This is a genomic window from Brevundimonas denitrificans (genome assembly GCF_030160755.1).
Lineage (GTDB): Bacteria > Pseudomonadota > Alphaproteobacteria > Caulobacterales > Caulobacteraceae > Brevundimonas > Brevundimonas denitrificans.
In genome coordinates this window covers 43,921-64,836 of sequence record NZ_BSOY01000007.1, presented here as the reverse complement: position 1 = coordinate 64,836, position 20,916 = coordinate 43,921, and the positions used below count along the sequence as shown (strand labels likewise).

Below are 20,916 nucleotides of genomic sequence, written 5' to 3'. Positions count from 1 at the left end.
CGGGGGCGGCGCCGGGGCCGTCACCGGCGGGGGCTGCTGCGGCGCGGGCCGGTCCTGGGCCGTGGCGCATGAGGCGGTCGCCGCCAGGACCAGGACGATCACGCAACTCCGCACCAGCCCTGCCACAGACGTCTCCCGCTTTCCGTATCCATGTTCGACCGAGCGGGTCGTCATTGGCAAGGCTCTTGACGATGAACGGCGGATGAACGGCCGCCTTTCGACCCGTTCAGCCGCCCGGATCTATTTCTGCGGTCAAGCTTGGCGCAGCGCCGGCGCAATCATGAAGGGGCCGACCATGAAGACGTTTTCGAAGATCGCAATCGCATCGCCGGCCGTGATCGGCGCCATGGCCCTGGGCCTGATGGCCGCGACTCCGGCCGACGCCCAGAGCCGCTATCGCGACCGGGATCGCGACCGCGACGATGATCGCACCGAAGATGTGCTGATCGGCGCCGCCATCGGCGCCCTGGCCGGCGCCCTGATCGGCGACGGCGACGGGACCTACATCGCCGGCGGCGCCCTGGCCGGCGCGGCGCTCGGGGCCGGTTCAGACGACGATGACGACTGCGGCTACTACCGCGGCGGCCGCTGCTACCGGAACCGGGGTCACTGGGAGCGCGAGCACGGCATCAACAGCCGCGACCGCTACGACCGCTATGATCGCCGCGACTGGCGCCGCGACCGTCGGGACGACCGCCGCGACGATCGCGACTACCGCTACGAGCGTCGCTGGTAACGGTTGCTGTCCCTCTCCCACTGGGGAGAGGGCTTGAGCCTCCGGGAGCGAAGCGACCGGCAAGGCGAAAGGGTGTGGGTCGATCGTCAGCACGCGGCGCAAGCGGCGTCTGTGTCAGCGGCGGCGGCTAACGCCGACGGAACCAGCCGACCCATATCCGGCCCTTCGGGCCTCTCCCAACGGGAGAAGGAACCGCGCGCCTACACCATCAGCCGCTTCAGCAGCTCCGCCGTCGACGGATCCAGCCCGGCCGACGGCTCCCCTGCCGCGACATCGGCCAGAACCGCCTTCGCCAGCGCCTTGCCCAGCTCGACGCCCCACTGGTCGAAGCTGTTGATGTCCTGGATCACCCCCTCGACGAAGGTCTTGTGCTCATAGAGGGCGATCAGGGCCCCGACCGCCTCGGGGCTCAGGGCGTCCATCAGGATGGTGGTCGAGGGGCGGTCTCCGGGAAACGCCTTGTGCGGGGCCAGCCGGTCCGCCTCGGCCTCGTCGGCGCCCGCTGCGATCAGTTCGGCCCGCGCCTCGGCCTCGGTCTTGCCGACCATCAGCGCCTGGGCCTGGGCCAGGGCGTTGGACCACAGCGGGGCGTCGCCTTCGCGCGCATCCATGGCCGCGCCGGAGGTGTGCCCCACGACGATGAATTCCGCCGGCACCACCTGCGGCCCCTGGTGGATCTGCTGGAAGAAGGCGTGCTGGCCGTTGGTGCCCGGCTCGCCGAAGACGATCGGGCTGGTGGCGGTGTCGACGGGTGTGCCGTCGCGTTTCACCCGCTTGCCGTTCGACTCCATCTCCAGCTGCTGCAGGAAGGCCGGCAGCCGGCGCAGGCCGTGCGCATAGGGGGCGACGGTCCGCGCATGCCGACCGCGGCCCTCGACGTTGTAGATCTGGGCCAGGGCCAGAAGCACCGGGGCGTTCCGCTCCAGATCGGCGCTGAGGAAATGCTCGTCCATGGCCCGGGCGCCGTTCAGCACCCGCTCGAACACGTCCCAGCCCAGGGCCACCGCCACGGACAGGCTGACCGCCGACCACAGCGAATAGCGGCCGCCGACCCAGTCGCGGAAGCCGAAGGTCCGGCCGCAGCCCCAGGCCTCGGCCTTCTCCGGCGCCGCCGTCACCCCGATCAGATGGTGGACCATGCGCTTCGGCGACAGGCTCTCCGCCAGCCAGGCCTTGGCCAGTTCGGCGTTGGCCAGCGTCTCCTGGGTGGTGAAGGTCTTGGACACCACCACCACCAGCGTGGTCTCGGGGTCCAGCCCGGCCAGGGCCTCGCCCATGTCGCGTGGATCGATATTGGCCACGAACCTCAGGTCGATGACCGGTTCCAGCGGCCGCAGCGCCTCCCACAGCAGCCGCGGCCCCAGGTCAGAGCCGCCGATGCCGATGTGGACGATGGCCGTGAAGGGCTGTTTGCTCCCGCCCGTCTCGGCGCCCGAACCGATGTCGGTCGCGAACGCGGCCATGGCCTTTCGGGCCTCGGCCACCTCGGCCGACACGGGCTGGCCCAGGGCGCGGAAGTCCGCGTCGTCGGCGGCCCGCAGCGCAGGGTGCAGCACCGCGCGGCCCTCCGTATTGTTGACCGCCTCGCCCGCGAACAGGGCGTTGCGCCGTCCCTCGACATCGCAGGTGCGGGCCAGGTCCAGCGCTGCCTCGAACCCTTCGGCGCTCCACGACTGTTTCGACAGGTCCAGATACAGGCCCGCGGCCTCCACCCCCATGCGGTCGATGCGGCCGGGATCGGTCGCGAACTGATGGATGATGCGTCCGTCGGCGTCCTTGCGGGCGACGCCACGGAGCATGTCGAGGGCCTGGGTGCGGGCGGTCATCGGACGAGCTCGAATTTCGGAAGGGTAAACCCTCGTTTACGGGTCGGGCGTAAGCCGGTTCAACGCCGAATCCGCGATTCGGCCAACTATATGAGGTTAGCCATGTCCTGCGGCGTCGCCCTGGCCGTCTCCCTGCTGCTCTCCGACCCCAATGTGGCACTCGCGGCGGCCCAGCCGTCGGCCGCCGCCGAAGCGCCGGTCTCGGTGGCGGGCGAGCCCCTGTTCGCCGACATCGTCGCCCGCTCCGGGGCGCTCAAGGGCGTGGTCCAGGGCTGGATCGACACGGGCGTGATGGATCAGGCCGACTTCGCGGCCGGTCCCGCCTTCGCCGGCTTCCGCACCCAGGCTGTCGAACTGGCCGCCCTCGACATGCAGGGCCACGTCATCCTCAAGGAGCGCGGCACGGACGGCGATCTGAAATGCATCCTCCGCGGCATCGCCGAGGACATGCCGCTCAAGGTCGAAGCCGTGCGGACCGCCGTCACCCCCGCCGAACGCCGCGTCGCCCTCGACGAACTGGCCTATCTGCTCAACGACAACGTCGAGGTCATCACCGCGCCGCCCCAGCCGCCGGTCTGAACTCCTGTCCCTTCTCCCATTGGGAGAAGGTGGCCCGTAGGGCCGGATGTGGGTCGGCTGTATCCGTCGGCGTGAGCCGCCGCTCCGATCGCTTCGCTCCTGGGCGCTCAAGCCCTCTCCCACAGGGAGAGGGATCGCCACCAGCGAGGCCGCATCCACGGTCCCTTCGTGCCCTTCGTGATCCCTTCGTGTCCTTCGTGATGAACCTCCCGGCCGTCGGCCCCTGACCCGCGGTCCGAACACGACCGATTCTGACGCAGCGGCGCCCGATCCTGCGTCCATGTACGAGCGACCCGCCCGAAAAATCCGGTCCGACGACACCTGGTGGGCGATCCGCCGGGCCTGGGAGGCGGGCGAGACCGCGGCCTCGCTGGCCCAGCGGTATGACGTCGGCCTCGCCAACCTGTGGCGGCGTCGGGCTTCGGAGGGATGGAAACGGCGCGCGACCGCCGATCCGGATCCGGAGCCGGCTGAGGGTTGGGACCGCTACGCCCAACGCAAACAGGCCGAGTTCGAATACCGGCTGGAAGAGACGCGACTGCTGGCGGTGAAACTGGCCGAGGCGATGCAGGGCGGGCCGCTGGAGCAGGGTCCAGTCTGGCATCTCGGGTTCCTGCTGGAATGGCGGGCGGAGAACCTGCCGCCCGAGCAGGCGGACCGCGACCGGGCCTGGGCGAACCGGCACGGCTGGACCGGGGCCTTCTGGAGCGAGACAGGATGGCTGCACCCCCTGTCATACCTCGACGAAGTGACCCTCCAGGCCAACCGCGACGCCTGGCGCGAGGACGCCGGCCTCCCGCCGGGCGCGGCGGAGTCCTGGCCGGAGGTCTGACTCGGTCCCTTCTCCCATTGGGAGAAGGTGGCCCGCAGGGCCGGATGTGGGTCGGCTGTATCCCTCGGCGTAAGCCGCCGCTCCTGACAGCGACACGGCTTACGCCGAATGCCGCCACCCGACCCACACCCTTTCGCGCAACCGATCGCTACGCTCCCGGGCGCTCAAGCCCTCTCCCATTGGGAGAGGGATCAGCTCTCGACCGCCTTGAGACGTTTCATGACAAACTCCTTCAGGATGCGGCGGTCTTGAGGGCGTCGATGACCACCCCCTCGGTCAGCAGCTGCGGCAAGACCCGCGGCTCGGCGGACCCCGGCGAATAGAGCAGGTACAGCGGAACCCCCGACCGGCCGTGGCGCTGCAGTTCGGCGGTGATGGCGTCGTCGCGCCGGGTCCAGTCGCCGACCAGATAGACGGCGTTGCTGCGATCCATGGCGGCCTTCACGCCCGCCGAGGTCAGGGACGTCCGCTCATTGATCTTGCAGGTCACGCACCAGTCGGCGGTGAAATTCACCAGCACGGGCCGCCCCTCGGCCAGCGCCGCCTCGACCGCGGCGGGGGACCATGGCGCGCTCGTCGCTCCGACGGGCGGGCCATTGGGTTCGGTGACGGGGATTTCCGCGGGCATGATCGCCGCCAGCCAGCCCGTCGCGGCCGCCAGCAGCAGGGCGATCGCCCCGGCCGTCAGATGCAGCACGCCTCGCCGCCCGAAGCCGCGCTCGGTCTGTCCGCCGCCGACCAGCCAGAGCCCGAGCGACAACAGAACGCCCGCGCCGAACAGCAGGCCCAGGGACTCCGCCCCTGTCTGGCGGCTGAACACCCAGGCCAGCCACAGGGCGGTCGCATACATGGGGAAGGCCAGCAGCCCTTTCAGCCGCTCCATCCACGGGCCGGGGCGCGGCAGTCGCGCCAGCAGACCGGGCGTCAGGCTGACCACGACGAAGGGCAGGGCGAGACCGAGGCCGAGGCCGAGGAAGACCAGCAGCGCCATCGGCCAGGGCATGACCAGCGCCGCCCCCATGGCGAAGGCCATGAAGGGCGCCGTGCAGGGCGCGGCCACGATCACCGCCAGCGCCCCGGTGAAGAAGGCGCCGACGCCCCCGGGCAGGCGCGCCAGCGGCCCCGATCCGGCCCCCTGAAGCCCGCCCCCGACATGGAAGACGCCCGACAGGTTCAGCGCCACGGCCAGCATCAGCAGGGCCAGACCGGCGATGAACGGCGGAGACTGCAGCTGGAAGCCCCAGCCGACGGCCTCGCCTGCGGCCCGCAGCGCCAGGACCACCCCCGCGAGCAGCAGGAAGGTCGTCAGCACCCCGGCCAGGAAGGCCAGTCCGTCGCGGCGGGCGTGACGCACGTCATGGGCCGAGGCCGCCAGCGAGGCCGCCTTCATCGCCAGGATCGGGAAGACGCAGGGCATCAGGTTGAGGATCAGCCCGCCCAGAACGGCGAACAGCACGGCCTGGGCGAAGGCGGCCAGACCGGTTCCGTTGCTGGCCTCCGGTCCCGCGGGCGCGGCGTCCGCCGCCTCGGACAGCACGCCCGTCCCGGACGTTCCGGCCGGCGCCGCCCCGGGCTCGGCGCGGATTTCCCAGGAGCCGTGGGCGGTGACCAGCACGCCCCCGACGGGCCCTGTCAGGCCCGCCGCCCGCGTCTCGCCGCCGGACTGCAGCCGCAACGTCAGCCCCTGCGGACCCCAATCGCCGGTCTGGGCCGCCGGATGGTCGATGATCCCGCCCTCGAACGGGAAGAAATAGCTCGGTCCCGGATCGCGCCCGGCCAGCGGGCCGCCCGCCGCGCCCAGCGTCAGCACGCCGTTCTCCAGCGCGATCCGCGCCTCGATCCCCGCAGGACGGGGCGCGCTCTCCAGCACCGCCGTGATCGCCGCCCCGTGGCGAGGATCCGGCGGCGCGGCGCCCTCGCGGACAGGAAGGTCGAGCCGCAGGGTCAGGTCTTCGGGCACGCACATCTCGGCGCTGCAGACGAAGAAGGACGCCTTGACCGTCAGCGGCAGGACCGTCCCGACGCGCGCCGAGGCCGGAACCTCGACCGGGACCGGCAGCCAGACCACGCCGGAATAGCCGTAGTTCATCAGGCCGGCGAGCCGCTGCCGCTCGGGAACCGGCCAGACGATGTCGCCCGCGCGCGCGCCCTGCGGCAGGGTCCATGCCAGGGTCGTGGCGCCCCCGGAATCGCCCGGATTGCGCCAGTAGGTGTGCCAGCCGGGCTGAATGGTCTGTTTGACGGCGACCACGGCCGTCGAGCCGGGCGCGGCCCAGGCCGACAGCGGGACCAGTTCGGCCTCGATCCGCCCGGTGCGCTGCGGTCCGGCGACCCCCGTCTGGGCCACGGCCTGCCCTGGCCCTGCGCACAGGGCCAGCAGGATCAACACTCGAACGAACAGGTTCACGCGGCCTCCGGAGACGGTCGCCGCGACCTTAGCCGTCCCGACCGCCATCCGTCACCGCCCCTGTCAGCGGCGCGGCGTCGCGGATATTCAGCGCGGGACCGCGTCGACCAGCACCTCGGTGCGCCGCCGCATCGGCTCGCGCACGCCGGCGTCGGTCACGGCGCCCTCGTCGCCGGCCGCCTCCACCTCGAAAGCGGGGGCCGGCCAACCCGCGGCGGTCAGGGCCTCGGCCACGGCCTGGGCCCGCCGCTCGGACAGACTCAGGTTCGCCGTCGCCCCGCCGCGGGCGTCGGCCAGGCCCAGCACCTCCACCTTGCGGATGTCGCAGCCCTGCAGCTGCGCCGCCGCCATGCCGATGGCCTGCCGCGCCGCCTCGGTCAGCCGCGCCTCGCTGTCAGCGAAATAGACCTCGAACCGCTTGGCCGTGCAGGGCGACGGCTCCGCCACCACAGCGCTGCGGTCCATGAACCGCGTCACCCCGCACCCGGACAGCCCCACGGCGACGGCCAGTCCCGCAAACCCGATCAACCGCTTCATGTCCAACCCCTCACCACTCATGAAAAGGGCGGCCCGCCTCGCGACGAACCGCCCTGAACCTTCATTCAGTCAGCGTACGCCTAGTAGCGACGCTGGCCGTTTTCCCAGTAGCACTCGTCCTGACGGCCGTCGTAGCAGTAGTAATAGCGGTTCTGACTGTCGCGGTAGCGCTGCTGGTTGGCCCGGTCCTGTTGCGAACCGCGGACCGCGCCGGCGACGCCGCCGACCACGGCGCCGATAGCCGCGCCGCGTCCCGCGTTGCCATCGCCGACGTTATTGCCGATGATCGCGCCTGCGACGGCGCCGATGCCGGCGCCGATAGCGCCCTGTCGGACCGTCTGATTGGGGTTGCCATACTCGTCTGTCGCGCAGGCGCTGACCAGAAGTCCGGCGCCGGCGATCGCGATGATTGCCTTGTTCATGGATATTTCCTTCATCCCTCGGGTTCGCCCCACGGGTGAGAACGCTGGAATAAGCGTTGCGGTTCCCGCGGTATGACGGAGGTTAAGTCTGTATTAGGCTTCAGTCGATGTCGCGCGGAGGGTGCGGCCTCGATTTTACGGGTTGAGACGGGGGTTTCGTATGCGTTTTTCTGAACCGGTTCGCATGGCGGACGACGGCGAGCACAGTCCGGTCTGGGCCCGCACGAAGCGCCGCTCGGGCAATCCGCTGGTAGGGATTCTTGTCACCCTGCTGGCTCTGTTCGGCGTTCTGACGGCTGTGCTGGGCATCAAGGAGCAGTCGCTGGCTGAGGGTGGCGCCATCATGGACGGCTGGATCACCAAGGGCGTGTCTACGGTCCGGGGCGAGGCTCCCCGGGTCGCTGACGAAGCCGCCGACGCCGCCGGAGCCGCCGCTGAAAAGGCCGGCGACGCCGCCCAGGCCGGGGCCGCTGCGGCTTCCGACGAGATGAAGAAGCAATAGTCACGCCTTGGCGCCCCGGTCGGAACATCGTTCCAGTCGGGACGTTCGGGCGGCATGACTGATACTGCAGCGCCGGCAAGTGATCTAACGACTCCGGCGGGGACCCTGATCGCTGAACCGCATGTCCTGACCCCGCACGTTGCGCTGGGGCGGGTCATCATGCTGGTCAATCCGTTGTCTGGCGGCGTGGGTCCCAATGCTGCGGAGGAAGCCGCGGCGATCCTCGGCGAATATCCCTGCGAAGCCAGCATCGTGGCGCTGGAGGGCGGACAGTTCGACGCTCAGGTTCAGGACGCGCTCGACGCCCGGCCTGACGTTCTGTTTGTCCTGGCGGGAGACGGCACAGCCGGAACCATCGCGTCGCGCGCCGGACCCGAAGGCCCGCTTGTCGCGCCGCTGCCGGGCGGCACCATGAATATGCTCCCCCGGGCCCTGTATGGCACCGCCGACTGGAAGGTCGCCCTCCGGCGGGCGCTGGAAGAGGGCGCGCCCCAACAGGTCGCCGGCGGCGAGGTGACCGACGGCCGGTTCAAACAGGCATTCTATTGCGCCGCCATTCTCGGGGCTCCGGCCCTTTGGGCGCCGGCCCGCGAGGCCGTGCGCGAGGGCAAGTTCGGTCTGGCCTGGGCCTATGGTCGTCGGGCCCTCAAGCGCGCCTTCTCCGGGCGGTTGCGCTTCTCGCTGGACGGCCGCGCTGATCGCCGCGCCGAGGCGCTTGTTCTGATCAGCCCGATGATCTCAAAGGCGATGGACGAGCACACAGGACTGGAGGCCGCCGCCATGAATCCTTCGGACGCGCTCCAGGCTTTCCGCCTCGCCGCCCACGCCGTGTTCGATGATTGGCGTCAGGATCCGGCCGTGACCACAAAGGCGATCCAGCAGGCGACCATCCGTGCCCGGTCGCGCATCCCCGCCGTGATCGACGGCGAACCGGCGCTGCTGCGACATGAGGCCAAGGTCCGCTTTATTCGCACGGCGTTCCGCGCGCTCGCTCCGAATCCGCCGGCGGCGGAGGACGCCGTCTAGTGGGGCGCATTCTCCAGTTCTCGGACATCCATTTCGGTTGTGAGCACCGGCATGCCTGCGCCGCCGCGCTCGACTATGCTCATGGCACGGCCCACGACCTGGTCCTTATCACCGGCGACATCACCCAGCAGGGCCTGCCCGATGAATTCGAAGCGGCGGGGCGCTGGATCGCCAGCATGCCGGATCCGCGCTTCGTCATCGTCGGCAATCATGATGTCCCCTACTGGAGCCTGTTTGCGCGGGTCTTCAGTCCGTGGAAGGCGTTCGAGCGCGCGACCGGCCACCCGGCCCACGACCACCAGTTCCTGAGCCCGAACCTGATGGTGCGCGGCGTCGTCACCGCGCGCGGCTGGCAGGCCCGGGCCAACTGGTCCAAGGGCGTCATTGACCTTGATCAGACGCGCAAGGCGGCCGAGGCCCTGCGTCAGGCTCCGGTCGGGGCGCTGCGGGTCCTCGCCTGCCACCACCCGCTGGTGGAAATGATCGGCGCCCCCATGACCGGTGAAGTGAAGCGCGGCGAGGCGGCAGCCGGAATCTTCGCCGAGGCCGGGGTCGATCTGATCGCCACGGGCCATGTCCATGTCCCGTTCGCCCTGCCGATCAGCCTGGGCGACCACTGCTCCTATGCCGTGGGCTGCGGGACACTGTCGCATCGCGAGCGCGGCGCCCCGCCCAGTTTCAACCAGATCGACTGGGATGCGCACCACATCACCGTCACTGCGATGGCCTGGACCGGCGACCGCTTCGAGCGGGACCAGACCTGGAAGCTGCCTCGCCGTCAGGACACCCGCCGGACAGCCACGGCGCCGGACCCGAACGAGGCCGGACAAATGGAAAAGGCCGCGGTCTGAGCGACGGCGGCCTTCCCTGACTGGTCTGTCTTCTCTAACGCGTCGTCATTCGCCTCAGCGACGCCGGCGACTGCCGTGCGATTTTTCGGTAAAGGCCGCCGCCACCATGGTGGCGAGCGCCGGGTTCCGCAGGAATATCCAGCCTCCGGCCAGGGCGGCGACGGTGCCGAGGATGGGCCGCTGCCGGAACAACATATAGGCGCGTTGGCCCAGTCCGGCGCTGTCTTCCTCGCTCTCCTCCTCTTCCGCTTCACTGCGGGCGACGAAGGTGAGGGCGACCGCGAGGGCGATGACGGCGAACAGCAGGAAGGTGATCGCCGCGGCGGCCAGGGGAACGACGATCAGTTGCAGGGCGTAGAAGATCGTCGCTCCGAGCGCCAGTATGGCGACCAGCGCGGCTCCCGCCGCAACCGAAGCTGCGACGGCCTTCTTGACCAGGTTCCTGGCCATGCCTCCGCCGAACATCAGCGTCGACGACCGGCGAGCAGCAGGCCGAGTACGACGCCGACACCCAGAGCGATGGCGGTCGACTGCATCGGACGCTCCTGCACCCGCTCGACCAGATAGCGTTGCGCTTCGTCGAAGCGCTCGCTGGCTTCGTCGTAATATTCCTGACCCCGCACGCGGGCGGTGTCGTAGTAGCCCCGGGCCCGCTCGCGCAGGACGTCGGCCTCTTCGCGCAGACGCGCCTCGGCTTCCGCGGCCTTGGCGCGCAGGCGAGCTTCCGCCGCGGTCGCCTTTTCACGCAGCCGGGCCTTCTCTTCGGCGCCGAGCACCTTGAGATCGTCCTTGAGCGTATTGATGTCGTTCTTCACGGTTGTCCGTGCTGCCTTGGTCGTAGCCATTGTGCGCGCTCCGCTTTGCAAGCTTGACGGTTAGATAGAGAACCCTGAGCCGGAACGCTACTGTCCGGTGACGGTTCCCGCATTGCAGCATCAGGCGGTGGTGGCGAAGCGTGGCGTCCGGGCATAAACAGGGCGGATGACCGACTGGCTCTTCCCCCCCGCGCCGACCGCCTCCCTGCCTATCGTCGGCCGGAGCGACCGCTTTCCTGTTCGCCGAATCCTGTGCGTCGGCCAGAATTACGCCGCCCATGCGCGCGAGATGGGCCATGCCCGCGCCGAGCCCTTCTTCTTCACCAAGCCGGCCGATGCCGTCGTCGCTGACGGCGTTGACCCGGTTTTTCCGATGGCGACGGCCAATCTGCATCATGAAGTCGAACTGGTCTGCGCGGTCGGCGCGGACGAAACCATCGCCGGCTGGGCCATAGGCTGCGACCTCACGAGACGCGATCTCCAGGCGGCCGCCAAGGAGAAAGGTCGTCCCTGGGACGCGGCCAAGGGATTCGACCAGTCCGCGCCCTGCGGCGCCCTGACGCTGGGCGCCCTGCCCGATCCGGCCGCGCCCATCGCCCTGTCGGTCAACGGCGAAACGCGCCAGTCCGGTCGGCTCGACGACATGGTCTGGAGCCCGGCCGAGATCCTCGCCAAGGCGCGAGAGTTGTGGGACGTCCGCCCCGGCGACCTGATCTTCACCGGCACCCCCGAAGGCGTCGGCCCGCTCCAGCCCGGAGATCGGGTCGAGGCGACCATCGGCGGCCTGCAGACCCTCAGCTTCACGGTGCTGCCGCGATGATCCTGCACGGCTACTGGCGCTCGGGCGCCGCCTACCGGACCCGCATCGCCCTCGCCCTCAAGGGCTTGGCCTATGACCAGCAGGGCGTTGATCTGCGGACGGGCGCCCAGAGGTCCGAGGCCTTCGTCGCCCTCAATCCCCAGGGCATGGTGCCGGCGCTGGAGGTGGACGGCGTTGTCCTGACCCAGAGCCCCGCCATCCTCGAATGGCTGGAGGAGGCTCATCCCGCGCCGCCGCTGTTGCCGACCGATCCCGTCGATCGCGCCCGGGTCCGCGCCATGGCCGCCCTGATCGGCTGCGACATTCATCCGCTCAACAATCTGCGCGTCGGCAAGGCGCTGCGCGAGACCTTCGGCGCCGATCAGGCCGCCGTCGACGCCTGGGCGGCTCGCTGGATCCTGCCCGGCTTTGAAGCGCTGGAGGCCCTTGTGACCCTTCACGGCGTCGGCTGGTGTTTCGGCTCCGCCCCGACCCTCGCCGACTGCTATCTGATCCCGCAGATCTATTCGGCGCGCCGGTTCAATGTGCCGCTCGAGGCCTTCCCGCGCCTTTTGGCCATCGATGCGGCGGCCGCGGTTCACCCCGCCTTTGGCGCCGCCCATCCGGACGCCCAGCCCGACGCGGACTGAAACTCAGCCCAGAAACCGGTCCACCGCCGCCATGAAGCGCGTCGGCTGGTCGATCATGACCATATGTTCGGCGCCCTCGATCGGCACGAAGGCGGCCGGGGTGCGCAGCCGGGAGTAGGCGCCGCGGAACAGGCTGTCGGTGCGGCTGCGCGGCGAGTTCCCGTCCGCGCTCCAGCCGTAGACCACCGTCACCGGAGCCGTGATGTCGGGCAGGCGGCGGCGCAGATCGACGGTCATCACCTCGTACAGCGACTGGGCCAGGACGCGTCGATCGCCGCCCTGCCAGCCCAGCGTTCCGAAGACCGCGTCCGTGGCGCCGCCGAGTTCCACACCCAACTGCCGGCCCCGCGCGCGCAGCGCCTCGTCGCCGAGGAAATGGATCGCCTGATAGGCCAGCTGGGCGATGGGCTCGACGTCGCCGACCGTGGCTTGCGGGCTGATCAGGGCGGGAAAGAAGGGCGAGGAATCCACGACCATCACCCGGCCGATGCGAGCCCCGGCGTCCGCCGCCACGCGCAGCCCGACCTGTCCGCCCATGGAATGGCCGATGACGGCGGGACGCTCGAGGCCCTGTTCAGCGATGTAGCGGCGCACCTCGGCCGCGACCGCCGCCATGACCGCGCCGCTGGCGTTGGCTCCGGCCGGCAGATCGCCGAAGCCGCGCACCGAAACAAGGTGAAGTCGCCGCTTCCCGGCCAGCCTGTCCGCCACGCCTCGCCAAACCTCGGCGGTCGAGGCCAGGCCGGGGATCAGCAGCACATCGGCGCCCCGCCCGCGGGTCGTCACGGTGATCCGTCGCGAACTGAAGGCGGCGGCTTGCGCCCGGACACCGGACCCCGCGCTCCACAGCACCGCGCCGCCAACCAGGCCCCGGAGGATGTTTCGTCTTTGTTCCATGTCGTCTTCGGGTTAGCGTTCGCGCCGGAACGCGAGGGAGAGAGCGCAGTGAGCCAGTCCGACGAGATCGTCTTCTACACCAACCCCATGTCGCGCGGCCGTATCGCGCGCTGGATGCTGGAGGAGATCGGCCAACCGTACCGCACGGTGGTTCTGGATTACGGCACGACGATGAAGGCCCCCGAATATCTGGCCATCAATCCCATGGGCAAGGTCCCGGCTATCACGCATCGCGGCGTGACCGTGACCGAATGCGCCGCGATCTGCACCTATCTGGCGGACGCCTTCCCCCGGGCGGGCCTCGCTCCCGCGCTCGATGAACCCCAGCGAGGGCCCTATCTGCGCTGGATGTTCTTCGGCGCCGGTCCGCTGGAGGCCGCGGTGACCGCCAAGTCCCTGGGCTTGCTCGCTCCGGCCGACAAGTCCGGAATGGCGGGCTACGGCAGTTTCGAACAGGTGGTCGACGCCCTCGAAACCATTGTTTCAGGCGCGGGGCCGTGGCTGCTGGGCGAACGGTTCAGCGCGCTGGACGTCTATCTGGGCAGCCAGATCGGCTGGGGCCTGCAGTTCAGGAGTCTGCCGGACCGGGACGTCTTCAAGGCTTACGCTGGCCGGATTTCCCAACGCCCCGCGGCTCTCCGCACGCGAGAGATCGACGACGCCCTGATCGCGGCGGCCAATGCGGGAGGCTGAGGCGGAAGCCTAGCCCTGGGCGGGGCGCAGGCCCTCGACAGCGGCGCGTTGCACGACCGGACGGCGCTCGCCGCCGGCGGCACGGATGCGGTCGATGCGGGCCTTCTCGGCCTTGAAGGCCGCCAGATCGGCGCCGGCCAGGACCGTGCCTTCGGTGGTGCGCACGCCGGCGGGATTGATCCGCTGGCCGCGCCGCCAGATTTCATAGTGCAGGTGCGGTCCCGTGGAGGCGCCGGTCGAGCCGACATAGGCCACGATCTGGCCCTGACGGACCCGCTGCCCGGCGCGCATTCCCGAGGCGTAACGGGAGAGGTGGCCGTAGCCGGTCTCCAGGCCGTTGGAATGGCGGATGCGCAGCCAGTTGCCGTAGCCGCCCCAGCGGCGGGCCTCGACGACGACGCCGTCGGCCGGGGCCACGACCGGCGTGCCGCTTCCGGCCGCGAAGTCGATGCCCTGGTGCATCTTGCGATAGCCGGCGATCGGGTGCCGGCGGAAGCCGAACGACGACGAGACGCGGAAGCCGCGCTCCAGCGGGGTGCGCATGAAGGCCGAGCGCGTGTTTTTGCCGGTGGCGTCGAAATACTGGGGCTCGCGGGCGCCTTCCGGCTGGAAGCGATAAAAGGCCACGCCTTTCAGTTCGGCATACAGCAGGCCGTCGGTTCCGATGGTGCGGCCGTTCTCGGTGACGGTGCGGCCGAAGACATAGGTGAATTCGTCATTGGCGCGGATGTCGCGGTCCATGTCGAACCGGTGCGAGAACAGGCGGCCGGCGGCGCGCGCCACATCGGCCGGCGCGCCTTCACGACGGGCCGTGCGCGTCAGGGAGCCCTCGACCTTGCCGGTCAGGACCACGGTCTCGTGGGTGACCTTCTCCTCCAGCGCCCGAAGTCGCAGGGCTCCGTCGAAGCTGCGCGATACGGTCAGCTGGGTCGCCGGACCCGTGCGCATCGTCAGGCCGATCAGGCGGGCCTCGCCCCGGCCGCCGCGCGGCTGGGAAATAGCGGTTTCGAAGCGTTGGCCGGCGCGCATGGCGTTCACGTCCATGGCGTTCGACAGGGTGGCGGCGACGGCCGAAGCCTCTTCCGGTGCGATGCCGGTGCGGCGCACGGCCTGCTCGAAGGTTTCGCCGCGACGAATCTGGACCGGAATGGCTTCCGGCGTGGTCAGGCCCGCCGGCATGCCGGCGGCCGCGAAGGCCTGGTCGGCCAGGACAGCGATCTGATTCTGGGTGAGAGGCGGAGCCTCTTCCGCCTTCGCGGGTTGGTACACACGACCTGCAAGTAGCGCCACCGAGATCGCGGCCACCGCCGTGAGGGCGTGGGGCGCTATGCGCATCGGTTGGCGACGTGGATCGAACTGAGCCATCGGTCCCCGAGAAACAACGACGCCGGACGGCGCCAAAGCCACTGGTAGCAAGGATCGCGCCGGAGCAGCCCCCTGCGCGAGACAGGCCGTATAGCCCGTCCGTCCCATCATGGGAAGGTGGTTCGTTACAGCGCGTTAACCGGAGCCGTAGTCGTGGGTAAAGCTTGCGTGAACCATGAGACTATCTTGAGTGCAGGACTGTGTATTCGGTGCGCTTGGGCGATCAATTGACTCATCCCTGCGGCGTCGTGTCCCAAAGTAGCCCGTCCGGCACTCAAAGTGGCCGATGCGCCACTCAACTGTGTTTTCATAGACACGATTCCAGTGCTGAACGGGACGATTCCTTTGCTCTCCGACCTTTCCTCCCGCGCGTCCGTCCCGATATGACCGGCTCATGACCACCGCGACCGATCCTGCTCCGCCGCCCGGGCGGCCTGCGCGCGCAGGCGGTCGCCGCGCCTTGCTGATTGCGGGCGTGGTCATCGGCGTTCTGCTGATCCTGACGGCCCTGCTCTACCTCAACCGGCGCGCGGCGACGCGGCAGGTCCTGATCGGCTGGCTCGAACAGCAGGGCATCGAGGCCGACATGCAGGTCGAGCGGCTCGAACTGGATGGCCTGGTGGCCAGCGTCCGGATCGGCGACGCCGCCGACCCCGATGTCACCATCGAACGGGTCGAGGTCGACTACGCCATCGGGGCGCCCTGGTCGAAGGGGGGGATCGGCCTGACGCCCACGCGCATCCGTCTGGTCCGCCCGGTGATGCGCGCCAGCGTCCGCAACGGCAAATTGACCCTCGGTTCCCTGGACCCGTTGGTCGAACGGTTCATGGGCCGGCCGCCGCGTCCCGACAGTCGCGGCCCGCTGGTTCTGGTCGAGAGCGCCCGGGTCCGGCTCGACACGGACTATGGCCCCGCCAACATCCTCGGCGACGCCCGCATTGACGACGGCAAGCTGATGCGGCTGACCGCCCGGATGCCGGCGACGGCCTTCAAGAGCGGCGACGCCGAGGCGCGGGGGCTGCAGGCCACGGTTGACCTGACCACGACGGGCGATCGCGTCGCCCTGCGGGTCGCCGCCGCCGCCGGACGCGCGAGCCTGCCCGGCTTCGGCGGCGAATCGGTCCGCCTGACCCTGACCGGCGATCTGCCCTATCCTGATCTCAAGGCCCGACGTGGCGACGGTCGGACGCGGCTCGACCTGCGCGTCGCGGCCGCCCGTCTCTCCGCCGGAGACGCCTCGGCGCGCGACGCCGACCTGCAACTGGGCTTCGACGGCCAGACGACCGGCTGGATCGAGACCTTCCGCATCGACGGGACCAGCGCGGCCGATCTTCGCGCCGCCCGGATCGAAAGCCCCGGCGCGTCGGCGGCGAGCGCGCGTCTGCGTTTGATCGCCGCCCGGACCGCGGTGGCGCGGGATCCCCGCGGCGTCAGCTGGCGACTGGATGGCGGAGCCGCCATGAGCGCCGCCCGGGCGTACGGGGCCGGGCTGAACGGAGCCGGCCTCACCCTCACCTCCAGCCGGCTGGCGATCGGCGGGCGCGGCGCGGCGGTGGAGGCGGCAGGCCCCGTCGTCCTGTCGGCGGAGCGGCTGAACTGGAACGACCTGAGCCTGACGGGCGTGCGGGGGGCGACCGAATTCGATCTGGTCTCCGACGGCGGCCTGCGCATTACCGCCACGGGCGCGTTCCGATCCACCCGCGGCGCGTGGCCCCTGTTCGGCGCGCCCTCCGGCGACGACGTGCCGGAATTGGCGGGGATGAAGCGCGCCCTGTCGGCCTTTGCAGTCGATGTGCCGGGCTTCGATCTGAGCACCGGGCACTCAGGTACACGCCTGAACCTGACCCGCCCGGCCACCCTGCGTCCGGCGAACGGCGGCGTCCTCACCCTGAACCCCGCCTCGACCCCGATCTTCGTCGCGGCGCGGGGCCAGGCCGGCGGCGGCGCCCTGTCGCTGACAGCGATCCGGGGGCAGGGCCTGCCCGAGGCCGCCTTCGCCATTCCTGCCTGGCGGCTGACGCCGTCCGGCTTCACCGCCACGCTCGACGGCCGCGCCGCGCTGGATTTCGGCCTCGCCCGGGGGATCACGGTCCAGACGCGGGGGGAGCTGAGTTCTTCCGGGAGCCGTCTCGCCTATGTCGCCGCCCGCTGTATTCCCCTGACCGTCGAACGGCTGGAGCTGGATGAAAGCGATGTCGTCGATGTCTCGGGCGACATATGCCCTGTCGCCCGTCCGCTGGTCAGCGTCGCCGATGGTCGCTGGCGGGCCGACGGCGCCCTGCGAGGCCTCGAAGCCTCGACCCCCTTCCTCGCGTTGAATTTCCGCGACGCCGAGGGCGGCTTCACCGCCACCGGCGGTCCCGGCGGCGTCGGTCTCGAGGCCCGCATCGCCCGGGCGACGGTCGCGGACGCCACCACGCCCCTGCGATTCCATCCGCTCACCGCGACCGGCTCCGCCCGACTGGCCGACGAGGACTGGACCGGCGCCTTCGATCTGGCGCGGGGTCAGACCGTGCTCGGCCGCCTCACCCTCGCCCATGACGGCTCCGAGGGCGCGGGCGGGCTGACCATCGACGCCCCGTCCATCGTTTTCACGGAAGGCGGGCTCCAGCCCTCCGATCTCAGCCCCTTGGCGGAGTTCGTCGGCTCGCCGGCGACCGGCTCCGCAGCATTCACCGGCCGCATCGACTGGCGGGCCGGAACGGAAGGGACCAGCTCTGGTCGCCTGACCACTCCCGGCCTCGACTTCACCAGCCCGGCTGGTCCGGTGAAGGGCCTGCGCGGAACCGTCGACTTCATCAATCTGGCGCCCCTGACCGCCGTCCCGGGGCAACGGCTGTCCGCCGACCTCCTGGAATCGGTCGTCCCCCTGACCGACATCGAGTTGACCTTCGGCCTCGACAAGGCGGCGGTGACGATCGAGGGCGGGGACCTGGCCGTGGCCGGCGGCCGCATCCGCGTCGAGCCCTTCGCCGTGCCTCTGGACCCGAACCAGCCCATCACCGGCGTCATCGTGCTCGAGAATGTCCAGCTGGGTCAGGTCATCGCCGGCTCCGGCTTCGGGGAAAAGGTCAATCTCGACGCCGTTGTCTCGGGCCGCCTGCCCTTCACCTCTGACCGGGTGAACGGCGTCCGCATAGCGGGCGGCTCTCTGGCGGCGGTCCAGCCCGGCCGCCTGTCCATCGCCCGCGAGGCGCTCAGCGGCCTTGAGGCCGGCGGCGGCGGCGAGGCGGTGCCGCCCAACACGGTTCAGGATCTGGCCTATCAGGCGATGGAGAACCTCTCGTTCGATATCCTGTCGGCCGAGGTCAACAGCCTCGACGAGGGCCGCATCGGGGTGTTGTTCCGCATCCGCGGTCGTCACGATCCTCCAGTGCGCCAGGAACTGCGCATACCGCTCGCCGAATTCATCAGCCGGGAGTTCCTCAACCGGACCCTGCCCTTGCCGTCGGGCACCGGGATCGACCTGACCCTCGACACCACCCTCAACCTGAACCAGTTGATCGGCGATCTGCTGGAGCTCAACCGCGCCCGCGACGGTCGGCCGTCGGCGGCCGCCGCCGCCCCCGCCGAGACCCCGCCCCCGACCACGCCGTGATCAGGCCATCTTCGCCGTTCAGAACCCGTTCACGCTCAATCGCGTTAGATCGCCGTGGATTGAAGACCGGAGACCACCGCTCATGACTCGGCACCACACCCGGACGCGCACCCGCCTCGCCCTCCTCGGCCTCGTCGCCGCAGTCGGCCTCGGCGCCTGCACGCCCACGGTCCGGCTGCAGGTCGATCCGATCCAGATCTACGCGAAGCTCGATGCCGATGTTCGCGTGCGCCTCGACAAGGAGCTTCAGGACCTCCTCATCGAAAACCCCAACCTGTTCTGATGCGAAAGTTGACCCAGATGTCTTTCCGCAAGTTCTTCGTCGTCGCCGCGGCCATCGCGGCACTCGGCGTCGCCGCGGGCGCGGCTTTCGCCCAGACAGCCGCCCAGAAGTCGATGATCGACGCCGCCAAGGCGCAAGGCACGGTCGGCGAACAGGCCGATGGCTATCTCGGATTCCGCGTCCCGGCGTCTGACGCCGCCCTGACCGAGGCCGTGCAGGTCACCAACGCGGCCCGCCGTGAAGCCTATGCGCGCAGCGCCCAGGCCGCCGGCGATGGCGCGACGCCCGAGGCGGCTGCGGCCCGGATGTTCCAGACGCAGCTTCTGCCCCGCATCAGCACCGGGCAGTGGTACCGCAACGCCCAGGGCCAGTGGGTCCAGCGCTGACCGCGCGCGGCCTGCTGCTGAAACTCCTTGCCGTCATCGGCGTCGCTACAGTCGCGACGGCCGCTGTCAGTCTGGCATGGACCGCCATCGGCGGCGGTCCGCTGGGTCTGCATGGCCTGATCGCCCTGTCTCTCGGCGTGCTGGGCACGGTGGGACTGACCTGGATCCTTATGGCGCTGGCCTTCAAGTCCAGCCGCGAAGGCTGGGACGACCGACCCGACGACCCCGACAAGCCTTGAGCCTCGTCGCCTCCCGCGCGATAGGTCGCGGATGACCGACGCCCGAAAGCCCTCCGAGATCACCTACGCCGGCTATCTGGCGCTCGACGACCTGCTCGCCGCCCAGCATCCGCTGTCGGATGAGCATGACGAGATGCTGTTTGTCATCATCCACCAGACCAAGGAGCTGTGGCTCAAACAGATCCTGCACGAGGTGACGCTGGCCCAGGCCCTGATCCGCGGCGGCGATCTGGTCCCGGCCTATAAATGCCTGGCCCGCGTCAGCCGCATCCAGGCGGTGATGACCATGAGCTGGGACATCCTGGCCACCATGACCCCGGCCGACTATCTGCGCTTCCGCGGCGTGCTGGGTTCCTCCTCCGGCTTTCAGAGCGACCAGTTCCGCCGCTTCGAATTCATGCTGGGCCTGAAGGACGACCGCTTCTTGCGCTTCCACGTCGAACGCCCCGCGGCCCACGCCGCGCTCCAGGCCGCCCTGGCCGCGCCCAGCCTTTACGACGACACCCTGTCGCAACTGGCCGTCGCGGGCTTGCCGATCCCGGTCGCGGTGCTGAACCGGGACGTCAGCAAGCCCTACGAGCCGTCGGAAGAGGTCGAGGCCGCCTGGCTGGAGGTCTATCGGGACACCGCCCGTTGGTGGCCCTTCTACCAGCTCGCCGAGAAACTCGTGGACCTCGACGACGCCCTGCTGACCTGGCGGCACAAGCACGTGGTCACGGTCGAACGCATCATCGGCCGGCGTCGCGGCACGGGCGGCACCGAGGGCGTCGCCTACCTCACCGAGACCCTCCAGCGCCGTTGCTTTCCCGAGCTCTGGTCGCTGCGCACGAAATTGTAGAACGGCGAAGCTGAAACCTTTTCAGGCCCGACCGCGCTTTCAGGTCTCCTCCCGGAAGCTGTGAAAGGCCTGAATATGACCGCCCCCAACGACCACGACATCCACGTTCTCAACAGCCTGATCGAAACCACGATCGACAGCGCTGACGGCTACCGCGAAGCCGCGAAGGAAACCGACAAGCCCAACTACCGCTCCCTGTTCGAGGCCCGCAGCTTCGAGCGCCAGCAGGTGGCCGCCGACCTCCAGGGCACGGTCCGAAACCTGGGCGGCGAGCCCGAGGATGACGGCTCCATCCTGGCCAAGGCCCATCGCGCCTTCCTCGACGTTAAACACGCCCTGCTCCGCGATGAGCAGGCGGTCGTGAACTCGGTCGAGAACGGCGAGGACTTCATCAAGGCGAAGTTTGAAACCGCCCTTGAGGACTCGGCGGTATCGGCCACCACCCGCGAAACCATTCGCCGGGCCTATACGACGGTGAAGGACGGCCACGACCAGATGCGCGACCTCAAGCACAGCCTGGAAGGCCAGAAGGACGCGGACGGACGGCTGTATCCGCAGTAGCAGGGCTGTGCACACCTCCCGCTCCGGGAGGGCTTGCCCGAGGCGTGTCTTGACCCCTACCCTTCTATCTTGAG

General features: G+C 69.8%; 23 protein-coding genes. 15 read left to right on the top strand and 8 right to left on the bottom strand.

What is annotated here, in order from left to right:
• The first annotated feature begins 295 nt into the window (after nt 1-295).
• Nucleotides 296-736 (top strand): hypothetical protein, encoded by a 441-nt coding sequence (locus tag QQJ79_RS03100; protein ID WP_284221000.1) that lies wholly within the window; start codon nt 296-298, stop codon nt 734-736.
• A gap of 200 nt (nt 737-936) precedes the next feature.
• On the opposite strand, the gene pgi is transcribed toward QQJ79_RS03100, so the two are convergent.
• Entirely contained in the window at nt 937-2,562 is a 1,626-nt protein-coding gene (gene pgi / locus QQJ79_RS03095) for a glucose-6-phosphate isomerase (RefSeq protein WP_284220998.1), read from the bottom strand.
• Nucleotides 2,563-2,664: 102 nt separating this feature from the next.
• Here pgi and QQJ79_RS03090 point away from each other — a divergent pair, with 102 nt between their 5' ends.
• Entirely contained in the window at nt 2,665-3,141 is a 477-nt protein-coding gene (locus QQJ79_RS03090) for a hypothetical protein (protein ID WP_284220996.1), read from the top strand.
• A gap of 280 nt (nt 3,142-3,421) precedes the next feature.
• On the top strand, nt 3,422-3,973 hold the full coding sequence (locus tag QQJ79_RS03085; protein WP_284220994.1) for a hypothetical protein: 552 nt from the start codon (nt 3,422-3,424) through the stop codon (nt 3,971-3,973).
• A 232-nt stretch (nt 3,974-4,205) separates the two neighbouring features.
• Here QQJ79_RS03085 and QQJ79_RS03080 read toward each other — a convergent pair whose 3' ends face one another.
• From QQJ79_RS03080 to QQJ79_RS03070, 3 genes are all read right to left on the bottom strand, one after another.
• Nucleotides 4,206-6,380, bottom strand: a complete 2,175-nt coding sequence (locus tag QQJ79_RS03080) for a protein-disulfide reductase DsbD family protein (protein ID WP_284220992.1) — start codon at nt 6,378-6,380, stop codon at nt 4,206-4,208.
• A gap of 87 nt (nt 6,381-6,467) precedes the next feature.
• Entirely contained in the window at nt 6,468-6,917 is a 450-nt protein-coding gene (locus tag QQJ79_RS03075) for an OmpA family protein (protein WP_284220990.1), read from the bottom strand.
• An 80-nt stretch (nt 6,918-6,997) separates the two neighbouring features.
• The gene (locus QQJ79_RS03070) at nt 6,998-7,339 is read right to left on the bottom strand and encodes a YMGG-like glycine zipper-containing protein (RefSeq protein ID WP_284220988.1); all 342 of its coding nucleotides are present in this window, start codon (nt 7,337-7,339) and stop codon (nt 6,998-7,000) included.
• 160 nt (nt 7,340-7,499) lie between these two features.
• Between QQJ79_RS03070 and QQJ79_RS03065 the strand changes: the two genes are divergently transcribed.
• The 3 genes from QQJ79_RS03065 to QQJ79_RS03055 are packed head-to-tail and all read left to right on the top strand — an operon-like array spanning nt 7,500 to nt 9,718.
• Nucleotides 7,500-7,841, top strand: a complete 342-nt coding sequence (locus QQJ79_RS03065; RefSeq protein ID WP_284220985.1) for a hypothetical protein — start codon at nt 7,500-7,502, stop codon at nt 7,839-7,841.
• Nucleotides 7,842-7,895: 54 nt separating this feature from the next.
• Entirely contained in the window at nt 7,896-8,867 is a 972-nt protein-coding gene (locus QQJ79_RS03060) for a diacylglycerol/lipid kinase family protein (RefSeq protein WP_284220983.1), read from the top strand.
• Nucleotides 8,867-9,718, top strand: coding sequence for a metallophosphoesterase family protein (locus tag QQJ79_RS03055; protein ID WP_284220981.1), 852 nt, complete (start codon nt 8,867-8,869; stop codon nt 9,716-9,718). The genes QQJ79_RS03060 and QQJ79_RS03055 overlap by 1 nt, the downstream gene beginning before the upstream one ends.
• Before the next feature lie 54 nt (nt 9,719-9,772).
• Here the strand turns inward: QQJ79_RS03055 and QQJ79_RS03050 are convergent, their stop codons facing one another.
• Together QQJ79_RS03050 and QQJ79_RS03045 are read right to left on the bottom strand one after the other, a co-directional pair.
• Nucleotides 9,773-10,168 (bottom strand): hypothetical protein, encoded by a 396-nt coding sequence (locus QQJ79_RS03050; protein ID WP_284220976.1) that lies wholly within the window; start codon nt 10,166-10,168, stop codon nt 9,773-9,775.
• Between the two features lie 14 nt (nt 10,169-10,182).
• A complete protein-coding gene (locus QQJ79_RS03045; protein WP_284220974.1) occupies nt 10,183-10,563 on the bottom strand; it encodes a glycine zipper domain-containing protein in 381 nt (126 codons plus the stop codon).
• Nucleotides 10,564-10,699: 136 nt separating this feature from the next.
• Between QQJ79_RS03045 and QQJ79_RS03040 the strand changes: the two genes are divergently transcribed.
• Nucleotides 10,700-11,353 carry a fumarylacetoacetate hydrolase family protein gene (locus QQJ79_RS03040; protein WP_284220973.1) on the top strand — a complete coding sequence of 218 codons (654 nt, stop codon included), beginning with the start codon at nt 10,700-10,702 and terminating at the stop codon, nt 11,351-11,353.
• Nucleotides 11,350-11,982, top strand: coding sequence for a maleylacetoacetate isomerase (gene maiA, locus QQJ79_RS03035; RefSeq protein ID WP_284220971.1), 633 nt, complete (start codon nt 11,350-11,352; stop codon nt 11,980-11,982). The genes QQJ79_RS03040 and maiA overlap by 4 nt, the downstream gene beginning before the upstream one ends.
• A 3-nt stretch (nt 11,983-11,985) precedes the next feature.
• Here maiA and QQJ79_RS03030 read toward each other — a convergent pair whose 3' ends face one another.
• Nucleotides 11,986-12,879, bottom strand: a complete 894-nt coding sequence (locus QQJ79_RS03030) for an alpha/beta fold hydrolase (RefSeq protein WP_284220970.1) — start codon at nt 12,877-12,879, stop codon at nt 11,986-11,988.
• A 48-nt stretch (nt 12,880-12,927) separates the two neighbouring features.
• Between QQJ79_RS03030 and QQJ79_RS03025 the strand changes: the two genes are divergently transcribed.
• Nucleotides 12,928-13,572 (top strand): glutathione S-transferase family protein, encoded by a 645-nt coding sequence (locus tag QQJ79_RS03025; RefSeq protein WP_284220969.1) that lies wholly within the window; start codon nt 12,928-12,930, stop codon nt 13,570-13,572.
• A 9-nt stretch (nt 13,573-13,581) separates the two neighbouring features.
• Here the strand turns inward: QQJ79_RS03025 and QQJ79_RS03020 are convergent, their stop codons facing one another.
• Nucleotides 13,582-14,907 (bottom strand): M23 family metallopeptidase, encoded by a 1,326-nt coding sequence (locus tag QQJ79_RS03020; RefSeq protein ID WP_284220967.1) that lies wholly within the window; start codon nt 14,905-14,907, stop codon nt 13,582-13,584.
• Nucleotides 14,908-15,331: 424 nt separating this feature from the next.
• Here QQJ79_RS03020 and QQJ79_RS03015 point away from each other — a divergent pair, with 424 nt between their 5' ends.
• The 6 genes from QQJ79_RS03015 (at nt 15,332) to QQJ79_RS02990 (ending at nt 20,842) form a co-directional block, all read left to right on the top strand.
• Nucleotides 15,332-18,535, top strand: a complete 3,204-nt coding sequence (locus QQJ79_RS03015; protein WP_284220965.1) for an intermembrane phospholipid transport protein YdbH family protein — start codon at nt 15,332-15,334, stop codon at nt 18,533-18,535.
• Nucleotides 18,536-18,617: 82 nt separating this feature from the next.
• The gene (locus QQJ79_RS03010; RefSeq protein ID WP_284220964.1) at nt 18,618-18,818 is read left to right on the top strand and encodes a YnbE family lipoprotein; all 201 of its coding nucleotides are present in this window, start codon (nt 18,618-18,620) and stop codon (nt 18,816-18,818) included.
• Nucleotides 18,818-19,204: a DUF1318 domain-containing protein gene (locus tag QQJ79_RS03005; RefSeq protein ID WP_431307566.1), complete on the top strand. Its 387-nt coding sequence runs from the start codon at nt 18,818-18,820 to the stop codon at nt 19,202-19,204. The genes QQJ79_RS03010 and QQJ79_RS03005 overlap by 1 nt, the downstream gene beginning before the upstream one ends.
• Nucleotides 19,189-19,443 carry a hypothetical protein gene (locus tag QQJ79_RS03000; RefSeq protein WP_284220962.1) on the top strand — a complete coding sequence of 85 codons (255 nt, stop codon included), beginning with the start codon at nt 19,189-19,191 and terminating at the stop codon, nt 19,441-19,443. Before QQJ79_RS03005 ends, QQJ79_RS03000 begins: the two co-directional genes overlap by 16 nt.
• 31 nt (nt 19,444-19,474) lie before the next feature.
• Complete coding sequence (locus QQJ79_RS02995; protein WP_284220960.1) at nt 19,475-20,281, top strand: tryptophan 2,3-dioxygenase; 807 nt, start codon at nt 19,475-19,477, stop codon at nt 20,279-20,281.
• A 75-nt stretch (nt 20,282-20,356) separates the two neighbouring features.
• Nucleotides 20,357-20,842 (top strand): PA2169 family four-helix-bundle protein, encoded by a 486-nt coding sequence (locus QQJ79_RS02990; RefSeq protein ID WP_284220958.1) that lies wholly within the window; start codon nt 20,357-20,359, stop codon nt 20,840-20,842.
• Nucleotides 20,843-20,916: the final 74 nt, after the last annotated feature.

Coding starts and splice junctions, on each gene's coding strand:
- QQJ79_RS03020 (WP_284220967.1), bottom strand. CDS start 14,907: ATGCGCATAGCGCCCCACGCCCTCACGGCGGTGGCCGCGATCTCGGTG.
- QQJ79_RS03100 (WP_284221000.1), top strand. CDS start 296: ATGAAGACGTTTTCGAAGATCGCAATCGCATCGCCGGCCGTGATCGGC.
- QQJ79_RS03075 (WP_284220990.1), bottom strand. CDS start 6,917: ATGAAGCGGTTGATCGGGTTTGCGGGACTGGCCGTCGCCGTGGGGCTG.
- QQJ79_RS03085 (WP_284220994.1), top strand. CDS start 3,422: ATGTACGAGCGACCCGCCCGAAAAATCCGGTCCGACGACACCTGGTGG.
- QQJ79_RS03090 (WP_284220996.1), top strand. CDS start 2,665: ATGTCCTGCGGCGTCGCCCTGGCCGTCTCCCTGCTGCTCTCCGACCCC.
- QQJ79_RS03015 (WP_284220965.1), top strand. CDS start 15,332: ATGACCACCGCGACCGATCCTGCTCCGCCGCCCGGGCGGCCTGCGCGC.
- QQJ79_RS03005 (WP_431307566.1), top strand. CDS start 18,818: ATGCGAAAGTTGACCCAGATGTCTTTCCGCAAGTTCTTCGTCGTCGCC.
- QQJ79_RS03040 (WP_284220973.1), top strand. CDS start 10,700: ATGACCGACTGGCTCTTCCCCCCCGCGCCGACCGCCTCCCTGCCTATC.
- QQJ79_RS03045 (WP_284220974.1), bottom strand. CDS start 10,563: ATGGCTACGACCAAGGCAGCACGGACAACCGTGAAGAACGACATCAAT.
- QQJ79_RS03010 (WP_284220964.1), top strand. CDS start 18,618: ATGACTCGGCACCACACCCGGACGCGCACCCGCCTCGCCCTCCTCGGC.
- QQJ79_RS03030 (WP_284220970.1), bottom strand. CDS start 12,879: ATGGAACAAAGACGAAACATCCTCCGGGGCCTGGTTGGCGGCGCGGTG.
- QQJ79_RS03065 (WP_284220985.1), top strand. CDS start 7,500: ATGCGTTTTTCTGAACCGGTTCGCATGGCGGACGACGGCGAGCACAGT.
- maiA (WP_284220971.1), top strand. CDS start 11,350: ATGATCCTGCACGGCTACTGGCGCTCGGGCGCCGCCTACCGGACCCGC.
- QQJ79_RS02990 (WP_284220958.1), top strand. CDS start 20,357: ATGACCGCCCCCAACGACCACGACATCCACGTTCTCAACAGCCTGATC.
- QQJ79_RS03060 (WP_284220983.1), top strand. CDS start 7,896: ATGACTGATACTGCAGCGCCGGCAAGTGATCTAACGACTCCGGCGGGG.
- pgi (WP_284220998.1), bottom strand. CDS start 2,562: ATGACCGCCCGCACCCAGGCCCTCGACATGCTCCGTGGCGTCGCCCGC.
- QQJ79_RS03050 (WP_284220976.1), bottom strand. CDS start 10,168: ATGGCCAGGAACCTGGTCAAGAAGGCCGTCGCAGCTTCGGTTGCGGCG.
- QQJ79_RS03070 (WP_284220988.1), bottom strand. CDS start 7,339: ATGAACAAGGCAATCATCGCGATCGCCGGCGCCGGACTTCTGGTCAGC.
- QQJ79_RS02995 (WP_284220960.1), top strand. CDS start 19,475: ATGACCGACGCCCGAAAGCCCTCCGAGATCACCTACGCCGGCTATCTG.